Annotated in this window: 14 protein-coding genes and 1 pseudogene; 11 read left to right on the top strand and 4 right to left on the bottom strand. The window is 68.0% G+C overall.

Annotated elements, in window-relative coordinates; genetic code table 11:
• Positions 1 to 63 precede the first annotated feature (63 nt).
• From ACN269_RS08870 to ACN269_RS08855, 4 genes are all read left to right on the top strand, one after another.
• Positions 64 to 615: an FAD-dependent monooxygenase gene (locus ACN269_RS08870; RefSeq protein ID WP_421471982.1), complete on the top strand. Its 552-nt coding sequence runs from the start codon at positions 64 to 66 to the stop codon at positions 613 to 615.
• Between the two features lie 11 nt (positions 616 to 626).
• Positions 627 to 1,241 (top strand): FAD-dependent oxidoreductase, encoded by a 615-nt coding sequence (locus tag ACN269_RS08865; protein WP_421471981.1) that lies wholly within the window; start codon positions 627 to 629, stop codon positions 1,239 to 1,241.
• A complete protein-coding gene (locus ACN269_RS08860) occupies positions 1,142 to 1,567 on the top strand; it encodes an FAD-dependent monooxygenase (RefSeq protein WP_421476234.1) in 426 nt (141 codons plus the stop codon). The genes ACN269_RS08865 and ACN269_RS08860 overlap by 100 nt, the downstream gene beginning before the upstream one ends.
• Positions 1,568 to 1,855: 288 nt before the next feature.
• The gene (locus tag ACN269_RS08855; RefSeq protein ID WP_421471980.1) at positions 1,856 to 2,407 is read left to right on the top strand and encodes a hypothetical protein; all 552 of its coding nucleotides are present in this window, start codon (positions 1,856 to 1,858) and stop codon (positions 2,405 to 2,407) included.
• Between the two features lie 231 nt (positions 2,408 to 2,638).
• Here the strand turns inward: ACN269_RS08855 and ACN269_RS08850 are convergent, their stop codons facing one another.
• A complete protein-coding gene (locus ACN269_RS08850) occupies positions 2,639 to 3,184 on the bottom strand; it encodes a TetR/AcrR family transcriptional regulator (RefSeq protein WP_355047663.1) in 546 nt (181 codons plus the stop codon).
• 145 nt (positions 3,185 to 3,329) lie between these two features.
• Here ACN269_RS08850 and ACN269_RS08845 point away from each other — a divergent pair, with 145 nt between their 5' ends.
• The 3 genes from ACN269_RS08845 to ACN269_RS08835 all read left to right on the top strand — a co-directional run bounded on the left by ACN269_RS08845 (position 3,330) and on the right by ACN269_RS08835 (position 6,679).
• Positions 3,330 to 4,193, top strand: a complete 864-nt coding sequence (locus ACN269_RS08845; protein ID WP_421471979.1) for an oxidoreductase — start codon at positions 3,330 to 3,332, stop codon at positions 4,191 to 4,193.
• 112 nt (positions 4,194 to 4,305) lie between these two features.
• Positions 4,306 to 5,172, top strand: a complete 867-nt coding sequence (locus ACN269_RS08840) for an SDR family NAD(P)-dependent oxidoreductase (protein ID WP_421471978.1) — start codon at positions 4,306 to 4,308, stop codon at positions 5,170 to 5,172.
• 55 nt (positions 5,173 to 5,227) lie between these two features.
• Complete coding sequence (locus ACN269_RS08835; protein ID WP_421471977.1) at positions 5,228 to 6,679, top strand: aldehyde dehydrogenase; 1,452 nt, start codon at positions 5,228 to 5,230, stop codon at positions 6,677 to 6,679.
• Here ACN269_RS08835 and ACN269_RS08830 read toward each other — a convergent pair.
• Positions 6,643 to 7,083: a hypothetical protein gene (locus ACN269_RS08830; protein ID WP_421476694.1), complete on the bottom strand. Its 441-nt coding sequence runs from the start codon at positions 7,081 to 7,083 to the stop codon at positions 6,643 to 6,645. The two genes, ACN269_RS08835 and ACN269_RS08830, sit on opposite strands and share 37 nt — an antisense overlap.
• Here ACN269_RS08830 and ACN269_RS08825 point away from each other — a divergent pair.
• The 4 genes and pseudogenes from ACN269_RS08825 to ACN269_RS08810 all read left to right on the top strand — a co-directional run.
• Positions 7,012 to 7,200: pseudogene (locus ACN269_RS08825) on the top strand (IS30 family transposase); the annotation flags it as partial. The gene ACN269_RS08830 and the pseudogene ACN269_RS08825 overlap by 72 nt on opposite strands.
• A gap of 646 nt (positions 7,201 to 7,846) precedes the next feature.
• Positions 7,847 to 8,977 carry a hypothetical protein gene (locus ACN269_RS08820; RefSeq protein WP_421471976.1) on the top strand — a complete coding sequence of 377 codons (1,131 nt, stop codon included), beginning with the start codon at positions 7,847 to 7,849 and terminating at the stop codon, positions 8,975 to 8,977.
• Between the two features lie 296 nt (positions 8,978 to 9,273).
• Complete coding sequence (locus ACN269_RS08815; RefSeq protein ID WP_421471975.1) at positions 9,274 to 10,254, top strand: helix-turn-helix domain-containing protein; 981 nt, start codon at positions 9,274 to 9,276, stop codon at positions 10,252 to 10,254.
• A gap of 255 nt (positions 10,255 to 10,509) precedes the next feature.
• Positions 10,510 to 10,836, top strand: a complete 327-nt coding sequence (locus ACN269_RS08810; protein WP_421471974.1) for a DUF6355 family natural product biosynthesis protein — start codon at positions 10,510 to 10,512, stop codon at positions 10,834 to 10,836.
• A 262-nt stretch (positions 10,837 to 11,098) separates the two neighbouring features.
• Here ACN269_RS08810 and ectB read toward each other — a convergent pair whose 3' ends face one another.
• Together ectB and ACN269_RS08800 are read right to left on the bottom strand one after the other, a co-directional pair.
• On the bottom strand, positions 11,099 to 12,349 hold the full coding sequence (ectB, locus tag ACN269_RS08805; protein WP_421471973.1) for a diaminobutyrate--2-oxoglutarate transaminase: 1,251 nt from the start codon (positions 12,347 to 12,349) through the stop codon (positions 11,099 to 11,101).
• Between the two features lie 175 nt (positions 12,350 to 12,524).
• Positions 12,525 to 12,722: an MbtH family protein gene (locus tag ACN269_RS08800; RefSeq protein WP_421471972.1), complete on the bottom strand. Its 198-nt coding sequence runs from the start codon at positions 12,720 to 12,722 to the stop codon at positions 12,525 to 12,527.
• Positions 12,723 to 12,853 lie beyond the last annotated feature (131 nt).

Genomic DNA, 12,853 nt, shown 5'->3' with positions numbered 1-12,853 from the left:
CACAGCCGGCTACAACCGGCAGCGGCGGTGCATCGCCGCCCCGGCAACGGAAGGGATACCCGCATGCGTGTCATCCGTTACTACGAGCACGGTGGTCCGGAGGTGCTGACCGTCGACAAGGCACCGGAGCCGGTGCCCGGCGACGGTCAGCTCCTGGTCCAGGTCGAGGCCGTCGGGGTCAACTTCATCGAGACCCAGTTGCGCTCCGGTACGGCGCCCTTCCCGTCCCCGGTGCCTCGGGCATCTGGAGGAGGCGGCCCAGGCCCACCGACTCATCAAGGACCGCCGTCAGCTCGGCCGCGTGGTGCTCGTCCCGTGACCGCCGTCGAGCATCGGCCTCTCCTCGTGGTCGGGGCGGGACCGGCGGGCCTCAGCACGGCGATCTTCGCCGGCCGGCATGGCGTCAGTCCGCTGGTCGTGGAGCGCCGCCCCGGCACCTCCACCGCGGTCAAGGCGACCGGCCAGTACCCGCACACCATGGAGGCGTTGCGCATCGCCGGCGTGGCCGAGCGGATCCATGAGCTGAGTCGCCCGGACCGCAGCGAGTTCAGCATGGTCCTCGCGCCCGGCTGGCCGGGCCCGTCGTCCGAACGCTGGTCAGCGGCCGGGAACTGACCACGCGGCACGTGTCCCCGGAGGAGTGGTGCACGGCAGGCCAGTCCGGTGCGGAGCAAGCATCGGCCGAGCGCGCTCACGAACTCGGCGCCGAGCTGCGCTTCGGCACCAGGCTGGTCGGTCTCGCCCAGGACGCTGATGGTGTCACCGCTCACGTCGAGGAGGCGGACACCGGCAGGCGGTACCGGATCCGGGCGGGATACGTGGTGGCCGCGGATGGCTGGCGCAGCCCGGTCCGCGAGGCGCTCGGCATCCCACTGCAGGGTAGGGGAGTGGTCGGCCAGGTCCTGCGGGTGCTGTTCAAAGCGGACCTCAGCGAGCCTCTCGCGCACACCCCGGGGGCTGCTGACAGCTCCCGCTTCGCGGCGTTCCACATCGGCCGCGCCGTACTGTTCAATACCGAGATTCCGGACTGTACGGCTACTTCCGCCACCTGGCGCCCGAGCTTCCCGAAGGCTGGCACCGCTCCGCGGACGGGATCGTCCGGCAGATCACCGCGGACCTGGGGCTCGATGAGGACCTACCCCTGGACATCGTCGAGTCCGGTGAGACGTCGATCGCGTGCGGCGTCGCGGAACGGTTCCAGGTGGACCGGATACTTCTGGCCGGTGACGCCGCCCACGTGATGCCGCCGACCGGCGGGCTGGGCGGCAACACCGCGATCCTGGACGGGCTCTACCTGGGCTGGCGGCTCGCCGCCGTGCTACAGGGCTGGGCAGGCCCTCACCTCCTGCGCACCTTCGAGACCGAACGTCGACCGTACGCCCGGCTGCTGGTCGAGCAGCAGTCGGTGTACGGAGCCATCGATCTCCTGGCAATGATCGACGAACAGACGCCGTCCGGGATGCCCGTCGTTCACCACACGCCAATGCCGACGTTTCGCCGTCCTTCGGCGGGGACCGGCGACCGGCAGGAGCGGGTTCGGTCAGCCGGTGGACGCGGGCCCAAGTAACGGCCGATGGATGGCCGGACCGGATCGAACTCCGACAGGTACATGGATGTGAACACCGGCCTGCCGGGGCGAGGGCCGCACTGTCGGCGACCTGCTGTGAACTCAGGCCATCCACCCGCGCCCGTCCGCCCGTCGGGCCTGACCACTTCGAGCCGCGTCCGGATCCGTTAACTCGGCTGCCCACCCGGAAGATCGGTGTGTACAGCGGGCTTGATCGACGCACGCGCCAGGGAAATCGATGACTTCGCTGGGGCAAGCCGCCCACGGTCAGTTTGTCACATTTGCGACATGGGTGGTGATGGTGATCAATACTTAAACCCTGATATCAATTATTCAGCACCGGTGCATGGTTCGCGCAAAACCAGAGGCAAGGTCGAAACGGGGAGGACCGGAATGCCAAACAGGGTGCGCATTTTCGCCATAATTTCGGCGGTGATCACGTGTCTGGCCGTGATCGCGCCCATCAGCGCCGCGCACGCCAGTGCGCCCAACGACGTGAACTCGGCCGAAGGGCAGGGAACGCCAGGACCGACGAACGACGGCGGTAGCGTCGTTATCCAGTCCTGCTATGGCAACGCGAAGAGCTACGACGCCTACAACGATTATTTCTACTGGCCCTTGACGGGGTACGCAAAGACAACAACGGCATGCGCCGACATTAATATCAAGCCGACGGACCGTGGCATCTACGCGCAGGTCTGCTTCCGACGCACCGGCACGTGCAACGGTTACAAATGGGCGGCACGGAATAGCTGGACGGTGATTGCCACGAACGTCCTCGACGGTACGGACTACTGGCTGGACTTCAGCGGGGTGAGCAGAGGGCTGGTTGCCGCCTAGCGCTCTTCGAGCCGGGCAGCAGAGGTGGGGCATAACGCCCGCCACGTGCGGTGGGTTATTGCCAATCGCACCGTGTGCTCGTGGCCCTGGGGAGGGGCATCGAGGGCCCTGGCGGGGACTAGCGTCCCGGCCAGGGCCCTCGCGGTGTCGACCGTGGTGAGGTTGCCCTTGCCGATGGTGTGCACCAGGGATCGGTCGTCGGAGAGGAGCCGTTAGATCCACAGACCCACGTCAGGCCGCGCCGAGGCCGTTCATGAAGGTGGCTACGACGAGGTCGGCGGCTTGCGGTGGCGTCAGGGTGGGGAACTGGTGGGCTGCGGCGTCGACGAGTTGGTCGAGGACCGTTCGCGCCCAGGTCATGTCCACGTCGACGCGGAGGTATCCCTCGTCTCGTGATCGGCGGATGAAGGCGTCGACTCGGGCGCTCTGCTCCTGACGGCGGATGCTGGCGGCAGGGTCGTTCTGCATCATGCGGCGAGTGTCGAGGGGCCATTCGCGGCTGACGGGGACGATTCCCTCCACGTAGCGGTGCAGGGCGACGGGCACGGGGGCCTCGGTCAGGCGGGCCTCGTCGAGGACGTTTTCGGCGGAGTCGAGCTTGGCCTGGAAGACGGCACTGAGCAGGGCTTCGCGGTTCGCGAAGCGGCGGTGCAGGGTGGTGCGGTCCACTCCGGCGGCAGCGGCGACGGCTGACATGGAGGTGCCGGGGTCCTCGGCCAGAAGTCGAGCTCCGGCGCGGAGGACGGCATCTAGGTTACGGGCGGCATCGGCTCTCATGGTGCTGCGATCATACTCGACTGTTTCAGCTACCCGGCGAGCTTCTACGTGTGAGCTGCGAAACAGAATATTATCGCCTCATCGCTGTTGCATTTAGCGACCGTAACTCTACGGTTGTGTTGCTGCCCGCTTAGGTCGGCGAGGAATGACAAGCGAGAGGATACGTACGATGACAAGGACTTGGCTGATCACCGGTGGCTCGCAGGGCCTGGGCAAGGCACTGGTGCTCGCAGCGCTGGAGGCCGGCGACCGAGTGGTGGCGACCTCCCGCAAGCCGGAAGCGTTGGCTTCCCTGGTGGCAGAGCACCCCGAGCGTCTCGCGACCGTCGCGCTCGACGTCACCTCCCCGGCACAGGCCCGAGAGGTGGTCGCCGCGGCGGTGCAGCGGTTCGGCTCCATCGACCTGGTGGTCAACAACGCGGGCTACGCCACCAGCGGCTCGATCGAGGACTTCCCCGAGGAGGAATTCCGCGCGCAGGTCGAGGCGAACCTGTACGGCGTGGTCAATGTGACGAGGGCGGTCCTACCCGTGATGCGCGGGCAGCGCTCCGGGCACATCGTGCAGATCTCCTCGATCGGCGGTCGCGTAGGCGGCACCCCCGGCCTGGGTGCCTACCAGACGGCGAAGTTTGCTGTGGAGGGCTTCTCCGAGGTCCTCGCCAACGAAGTGGCCCCTTTAGGCATCAAGGTCACCATCGTCGAGCCGGGTGGTATCCGCACCGGCTGGGCCACCGGGGCCGCCCAACCCTCCGGTCCCATCACGCCTGACTACGAGCAGACGGTTGGCGCATGGCTGGATCGATTCGCACAGTATGCCGGGAACGAGCCCGGCGACCCGCACCGCATGGCCCGCGCCATCGTCGACACTGTGGACGCCGCGGAGCCTCCGCGCCGGCTGCTGCTCGGCAGCGACGCACTAGGGATCGCGATCAGCTCAGAGGAAGGCCGTATAGCGGAAGCCAACTCGTGGGCCAAGGTGAGCCGGTCCACGGATTACCCCACCGCCTGACCGACACCGTGGTGGCTGGGGGACGGGGCCGGTCAATGCGCGCCGCATACCTGCCCCGCTCCGCGAGCGCGCTCAGTTCGCCAAAGGGATGAACGCAATGATCAAGACCTTTTTGATAGCCGGCGCGGCGGGGGGACTGGGCGGCCGGGTCGTCGAGGCCGCCCTCGCCGCCGGCCACAACGTAGTAGCGACCGACCTCGCGCCCCACGGCGTATCTGTACCTGACGAGTACCGCGACCGGTTGCGCGTACGCATCATGGACGTCACCGATCCGGACTCCGTCCGTGCTGCGGTCGCCTGCGCGGTCGCCGAGTTCGACGCGGTCGATGTGCTCGTGAACAGCGCCGGTGCCCGAACTGTCGGCTCGATCGAGGACATGTCCGACGACGATTTCCACCGCGATGTCGACGTCAACTTCTTCGGTGCGGTCAATACGGTGCGCGCCGTCCTACCGGTGATGCGTCCGCGTCGTTCTGGCAGCATCATCAACGTCTCCACCATCGGCGGCCGGCGCAACCAGCCCGGTCTGAGCGCCTACCAGTCATCCAAGTGGGCGCTGGGCGGTTTCACCGAGATCCTGGCCCGCGAGGTAGCCCCCATCGGGATCCGCGTCACCTTGGTGGAACCTGGCGGAATCCGAACCCCGTGGGCAGTCGCCCCGATGACGGTGCCGGACATCCACCCCGAGTACGAGGAAACGGTCGGCGCCTTCGCCCGCACCTACAGCAACAACCCCGACGTGCAGCGGGGCGACCCGGCCAAGATGGCCGCCGCGATCCTGAGGCTCACCGAAGAGCCGGCACCGCCGATGCGGCTTCTGCTCGGCTCCGACGCTGCCTGGCTCGCCCCGCAGATCACGACGGCGCGAGCCGCGGAAGACGCGGCGTGGCGCGAACTCAGCGTATCCACCGACCGCGACGGACTCGGCGATTTCGCCGACACCGAGGTCGCGCGGATGGTCCGCCCGGCCAAGCCCTGATACCCACCCCACCATCCCCTTCCCTCCACCACTTTCCACCTAAGGAATGACAGACATGACTGTGCGCGACAAGCTCTACATCGGTGGTTCCTGGGTGACTCCCAGCGCACCGGAGCTGATGCTCGATATCCTGTCGCCCCACGACCAGTCGGTCATCGGCCGTGCGGCGCAGGCCGCGCCGGCCGACATCGACAGGGCGGTCGCCGCGGCGCGTGAGGCATTCGACCACGGCCCGTGGCCGCGTACCACGCCCGAAGAGCGCCAGGAGGTCGTGCGTCGCTACGATGCGCTGCGCACCGCTAGGGCCGACGACATCGCCGTGGCGATCTCGACCGAGAACGGCTCGGCGGGCTGGTTCACCAAGCTCGGTCAGCCTTTCCTGACCCGTCAGACCAACGCCTACCTCCAGGCAGCCGAGGAGTTCGGCTGGGAGGAAAGCGTCACCCCGTCCGACCCTTCGGTGGCCTTCGACACCATCGTGCGGCGCGAGGCGATCGGTGTGGTCGCCGCGGTCATCCCGTGGAACTCCCCGTTCTCCGCCGCCACCGCGAAGCTGATCCCGGCTCTGCTGGCGGGCAACACCGTCGTGCTGAAGGTCTCCCCGGAGAACTCGCTGAGCATGATGCTGCTGGCGGACCTGTGGCACGAGGCCGGCCTGCCCGAGGGCGTCCTCAGTGTTCTTCCGGCGGACCGTGAGACCAGCGAGCACCTCGTCTCGCACGCCGACGTGGACAAGATCTCCTTCACCGGTTCGACCCGCGCCGGACGGCGGATCGCGGCGATCGCCGGGGAGCAGCTGAAGCGTGTGGGTCTCGAGCTGGGCGGCAAGTCCGCCGCCCTGATCCTGGACGACGCCGACCTGGCGGCCGCGATGCAGGGCCTCAGGTTCGGTTCGCTGGGCAACAACGGTGAGGCGTGCATCCTGCAAACTCGGATCCTGGCCCCGCGCAGCCGCTACGAGGAGGTCGTGGCCGCAGTGAAGGAGATGGTCGAGTCGCTGAAGGTCGGCGACCCCTCCGCCGCCGACACCTTCATCGGCCCGATGATCCGCCGCGACCAGCAGCAGCGGGTCATTGATTACATCAACATCGGCATCGAGGAGGGCGCACGGCTGGTGACCGGCGGGCCGCAGGTCCCGGCAGGCCTGGAGAACGGCAACTATGTCACACCGACCGTATTCGCCGACGTCGACAACGGCATGCGCATCGCGCAGGAGGAGATCTTCGGCCCGGTCCTGGCCGTCATCGCCTACGACAACGACGACGATGCTGTGCGGATCGCCAACGACTCCGAGTACGGACTGTCCGGCGGCATCTGGTCCACGGACGCCGCCCGCGCCCTGGCCGTCGCCCGCCGGCTGCGCACGGGCACAGTCACGCTGAACGGCTCTCCGATCAGCTTCGACGGACCCTTCGGCGGCTACAAGGCCAGCGGCCTCGGCCGCGAGTACGGCAAGGTCGGCCTGACCGGCTACGTCGAGCATAAGTCGATCACCCGCACCCGGTAATCGCGTGTGCGAGGGCGTCGTCTGAGCGGCGTTCTCGTCTGCGCCCGGTTGGCCTCCGCAATGAGCTCAAAGCTCTTGAGTCGGATACCGTAGGCATGCGTGATATTGGCGATCATGATCTCGCTCGCCCCCCCCGTGCGCTCGGCGAGATCCTCCAACCCTGCCTTGACGGTCGCTGGTGAACCGACGATGTGGTGGTTGAAGCACTCCGTCACGTGTTGCTCCTGAGCGGGTATCCGACCGATGCGCGGTGCGGCTTCGGCTTCTTGCGGCGACATCAGATGCCCTGGCCCGCCGGGCATGCCGAGATCTCCTGCGGATTCGCGGAAGGCTTGCTGTATAAGGAAATCGGGGTTCGGATCGGCCGGGACCCGTCGGTCGTGTCGCGGGAAGTCGCTCGGCACCGCGGCCGGCCTGGTTACCGGGCGGTGACCGCCGACAGCACCGCCACGGCAGCACGCCGGCGGCCGAAGCTGTTCGCCGTCGACCGGTCACCGCGACTACGGTCGGTGGTCGTCGAGCAGGGTTGTCGTCCGCCGCTGCTGAGGAACTGTCGTGCGGCTTGCCGCGCGGTCGCGTTGGTGACGCGGGTGCGTTCGGGCCACGCGTCGGTGGGCGTGCCGGCGTAGTCGAAGGTGAGCGCGGGCCCGGGTTCGAGATCTGGCTGGTGTCCCAAGCGCTGCTGCCGTCGGCGGCGACGTGGTAGACGATCGGCCGTTCGGGGTGCCCGACGCAGATGTCGAGCATGATGGCGACCTCGCCGCCGGCGGGAGCGACGAGGGTGACGCAGTAAGGCAGCTGTGCGCTGTGGACGTGACTGATCGTGTCCAGTGTGGCGTCGAGTTCGGCGACGGTGCTGACCGACGCGGCGCCGTCGCCGCGTCCCCAGGTGGTGTCGATGCTCAAATGCCGCGCTGGGTCCAACACATCCGGTTCGTGAGACGCTGACCGCATGTCGTCCGCTGCCGTGAGCGACCTGGACGTCACCGCCGACCCTGCCCCGCGGGACGAGGCGCTGGTTCCCGGCCCTGGTGGTCGTCGGCGTGCTGGCGTTCGTGGGCGGGGCCGACGCTGCGGCACCGTTGAAGCCTTCGCTGGTCCTGCCGTCCGACGGTACCGTCGACGTCCGCTCCGACGGCCACACCGTCTTCGTGTTGGCCCCTGCGGGTGCATCGCGCCGACACCGGCGCGCTCGTGCGGACCGTCACGCTTGAGCGACCCGGAAAGGTCGACGGCTTCGACGTTGCCGCGGAGCGGGTGCTGGTGTACCAGGCCGACCAGGGGAAGCCGGTGGGCAGCGCCGTGTTCGACCTGACGACCGGCCGGCAGCTGTGGCGGCATCCGGCCGAGCCGGACGGTGTCCAGCTCCAGTGGTGCGGCGGCCTGGTGTGCCGCACCGGCGCGGACGGCGTCACGGCGCTGGACCCGGACACTGGCGGCGTGCGGTGGTGGCTGGCCGGCTGGACCGCGCTGGGTCCGCTCGGCGACGGCCGCATGCTCGCCACCCGGTCCACGCCGGGCGGCCTGGTCCTCGACGCCGCGACCGGGCGGGTCGACGCGCGCTTCGACGGCTGGTCGGTGCTCGGCAGTACCGCCGCCGGTGGCCTCCTGGTGACCGGCGCCCGGACGCCGCTGATCGGCGTGCTCGACCCCGCGACCGGAGCGGTGCACATGCTGGGCCGGGCCGCCTCCCCGCCGACGCAAAGCATCACGACCGCGACGCTCATGGCCTGTTGGAGCAGCCGGGTCTCGATCTGGACCCGGCCGCCCGAGGAGAGAGGCAACGCTGTGCGAGCAGTCCCGCTGTTCGTCGTGGCACTGGTGCTCTGTGGGTGCACTGCACCAGCCCCGCCCGCCGCCGGCCCGGCCTCGCCGGCCGGGTCGGCGCCGATGCCGTCGTCGCCGACCGCGTCGCCGCCGGTGCCGGCCTTCCAGCAGAGCCTGCCCGGCAGCGCCCGCCGCGAGTGCGTCGCGGTGCCCGGCGACGCCACGCTGGTGCGCTCGGGCGACTTCATCGCCGGGGACTTCGTGGAGTACCGCCGGCAGTGGCGTCCTGACCTGGGCCCCGACCTGGGCAAGCTGTTCTGGTTGCCGGCCCGCCCTCAGCTCAATGCCGCGCTCACCGTGACCGCGACCTTGGGCGGCCGCACCGAGATCTACAGCGCCGGCTCACTGGCGACCAACGACGCCGGGCAGGTGATGTACCCCAGCGGCATCCCGTTGCCGGTCGCCGGAACCTGGAAGCTCGTCGCGCAGGCCGGCGACGGGTGGGGGTGCTTCGAGCTGACACTGCGCTGACCGGCGTTCGGCACCCGCTGATAACACCAACGCCCGGCAGGTTCCCGACAAATGCGATTGGAAGCGGCACGACGCCCAGATCGTGGTATCGCACGGGCCGCAACGACCTTGGGGCACCGACGGCCTGAAGACGCCGACATCACCCCGCTCCTGCCGCGGTCCGCCCACTACACAATGTGCGGAGTCATAGTCCCTCACGATGAAGAGCCTGACTCGCGCCATAACATCGCAACGCCGCTATATCGACGTCAAGCTATCATGGTCTGACCCCTGCGGCGACAGCGCGAAGGTGAGTCATGGACGTAGTCAGCACCACCGAGGTCCCGGTTGAAGACGGGTTCTCCTTTTGGCGCGAGGTAAACTCGAAGCTCTGGGTGCCCTACGATTTGCGCTGCGAATCGCAGTGGGAGCCCGCATTTCGCGCCCAGGTCGGAATCAGCGAGTTCGGTCCTGTGCAGGCGACATTAATGACCACGATGCCGCACTCGGTCCACCGTACTCCCAAGCTCATTCGGCAGGCCGATCCCGAGGTGTTCAAGCTGGGTTGCCTTGTGCGCGGTGGCGGCATGATCACGCAAGACGGCCAGCGCACAGATTTCGGCGTGGGGGACCTGATACTCTATGACACCTCCCGACCCTACGTTGCCGAATTCACCCCCGATGCGCCGGTCAGTCAGCTGCTGCTCCTGCGCTTCCCGCGCTCGTTACTGCCGTTGCCCCCTCGGGAGTTGCGGCGCCTGAGCGCAGCTCGCATCCCTGGCGCCCAGGGCATCGGCGCGTTGTCTTCACAATTCCTGCTGCGCCTTGCCCGGCACATGGACGAGCTCAGTCCGTTGGACGCCGCCCGGCTGTCCACCCTCACCATTGACGTGTTGACAGCGGCACTGGCCAACGCGCTGGACGTCCAAGGCGCGGTGCCCTCCCACACCCAACGGCGAGCGTTGATGGCGCAGATCCACGCCTTCGTCCGAGAGAATCTGGGCGATCCGCGCCTGACACCGGACGCGATCGCCGCAGCGCATCACATCTCGTTGCGATACCTGCACAAGTTGTTCCACGAGGAAGGGCGCACGGTCGCCGGCTGGGTCCGCGAGCGGCGCCTGGAGCAGTGCCGACGCGACCTCGCCAACCCCCAACTGGGCGCGCGCCCGATCCACGCGATCGCCGCCCAGTGGGGGTTCACCAGCCCGGCGCACTTCAGCCAGGCGTTCCGCAGCGCCTACAGCCTTTCGCCGCGCCAGTTCCGCGAGCAGTGCGCGAGAGTGCGCGCAGACTAAAGACCTGTGCGCTCACCCGTAACGACAGACCTGGCTGTGGCCTGCACTCTTATCGCAGGAAGCCCGCTCAGTGCGGGTTGAATCTGATTCCGGCTTACGGAAGAAGGTTCACTTGAGCGTGTTTTCGCGATGGAGGGAGCGCGAGGAAGTACATCGATCACTTCATGCAGCCAGCAGCATCATCCAGGCCGCAGCGGCGGCTGACAGGAGAGCATTGTGAAAATGTGGCACAGAACGGCGTTTCGGATCTCGACAGTGACCGCGATCCTCGGCGCACTCACCCTGTCCGGGACCGTGGCACAGGCAAGTCCGGGCGTCGGCTCCCGCCTGTCCCAACCCGAAACCACCGCGGTTTCGGAGCAGGCCAGGCCCGGCAGCGAGGGCGTCACCGCGGAGGTTTGCGGCTACTACGAAGACGCGGTGACGGCCTGGTACAACCACTGCGGGAGCACCCATGTGATCATCTACGTCGACGCGACGTGGCCCCGTAACGACTGGAGCTGGTGCATCGGCCCGGGAACGTGGGACATCGGCGGCGCCAACGCCGTATCCAACGCCTGGTACTCGGGTCAAACCTGTTGAGCCGCCAGCCGAGCGCTGCGCGATTCTCCACCTGCGTTCGGCGGTCGCGGATCAGGTCGGACAGGGGAATCGCGGCAGGGTAGGACAGCAGGGTAGGACAGCAGGGTAGGACAACAGGGTAGGACAACAGCGAGGCTCCCGGTTGGGGCGTCGATCTCGGTCGACTGCTGCCTTACCGGGAGCCTCGCCCTACGTCGATATTGTCGTTCACCGGTGTGGCGGCACCGCGTCTCTGGCTGCCGACGCACCCGGGATCCCGGCCTCAGCGGTCGACCGCTGCCGTCACCGACTGCTCCAGGATGTCGAGGCCCTCGGCCAGTTCCTCATCGGTCAAGGTCAGGGGCGGCATCAGCTTCACCACCTCGTCGGCGGATCCGGACATCTCCACCAGCAGCCCACGAGCGAACGCCTCCTGGGCGACCCGTCGGGCCAGCTGCGGTTCCCGGAAGGCCAGACCCCACACCAGGCCCCGGCCGCGTGACGTCACTGCCTGCGCCCGGTGCCGACCGGCGAGTTCCGCCAGCCTCGCCTCAAGCAGGATGTCCCGTTCCGCTGTCTGCTTCTCCAGTTTGCTGTCGACCCAGAATTCCTTCAGCGCGGCCGCCGCGGTGACGAAGGCGAAGTTGTTGCCGCGGAAGGTGCCGTTGTGCTCGCCGGGTTGCCACACGTCGAGTTCGGGACGGAAGAGCGTAAGGGACATGGGCAGGCCGTACCCGCTGATGGACTTGGAGAGGCAGACGATGTCGGGAGTGATTCCGGCGTGCTCGAAGCTGAAGAACGGGCCGGTGCGACCGCAGCCCATCTGGATGTCGTCGACGATCAGCAACACCTTGCGGCGGGCGCACAGTTCGGCGAGGTCGGCGAGCCAGATCGCGCGGGCCGGGTTGACGCCGCCTTCGCCCTGCACGGTCTCCACGATGACGGCGGCCGGTAGGTCCATTCCGCTGCTGCTGTCGGCGAGCATGGTGTCGAGCAGGGTGAGCCCGGAGACCTGGTCACCGGCGAAGCCGTCGTACGGGACACGCCAGGTGTTTCCGAGTGGGATGCCGGCACCCGCGCGCAAGGTGGCGTTTCCGGTGACGGCCAGCGAGCCGAGTGACATGCCGTGGAAGGCGCCGGTGAAGGCGACGACGGTGTGGCGTCCGGTCACCTTGCGGGCGAGTTTGAGTGCCGCCTCGACGCTGTTCGTACCGGTGGGTCCGGTGAACTGCACACGGTAGTCCAGGCTGCGGGGGGCGAGTACCTGCGATGCGAATTCGGCGAGGAAGTCCTGCTTGGCGGCGGTCAGCATGTCGAGGCTGTGGGTGACCCCGTCCCGCTCCAGGTAGTCCAGCAGGGCTCGTTTGAGGATCGGATGGTTGTGGCCGTAGTTGAGGGCGCCCGCGCCGGCAAAGAAGTCGAGGTAGGCGCGGCCGTCGTCGGCGAACATTCGGCCGCCACGCCCGTGGTCGAACACGATCGGCCAGCTTCGGCAGTAACTACGGACCTCTGACTCGATAGTCGGGGCCATCATGATGTCTCCTCAAAGTTGGAGCTGCCCGTCCATGACGGTTTCGGAGTCGCGTCGATGTAGCTGCCCGCGTCCACGGCCCTGAGCTGCCGGCCCTCGGCGACGGAACGTTGTGCTGCCGCCCCGCCACACGCCACGTGGGGCGGGGCGGGGCGGCGTGCGGTACGGACGTCGGCCGTCAGACCCGGGCCATCTGCTCCCGCAGGCTTCGCGGCCGCATGTCCGACCACACCTTCCCGATGTGGTCCAGGCACTCCTGCTTCGACCCGGACGTCCCTTCGGCGGTCCAGCCGAGCGGCAGCTCCCGGTCGGCCCACCAGATCGAGTACTGCTCCTCGTCGTTGCGCACGACGCGGTAGACACCGTCGTCAGTCATGACCCCTCCGGCATGGTCGGGTGATCCGAATAGCTGAGGCCGATGGTGCCGGCCCACGTGTGCCGCCCATAGAGACGAACACGCAGACGCGTCGTGCGGCTCCGTCCCTGTTCGACTGCCCGTACCTTCCG

Source organism: Micromonospora sp. WMMD736 (assembly GCF_049179015.1).
Taxonomy (GTDB): domain Bacteria; phylum Actinomycetota; class Actinomycetes; order Mycobacteriales; family Micromonosporaceae; genus Micromonospora.
The sequence above is the reverse complement of the archived record's forward strand: the minus strand, read 5'-3'. Positions and strand labels throughout refer to the sequence as shown.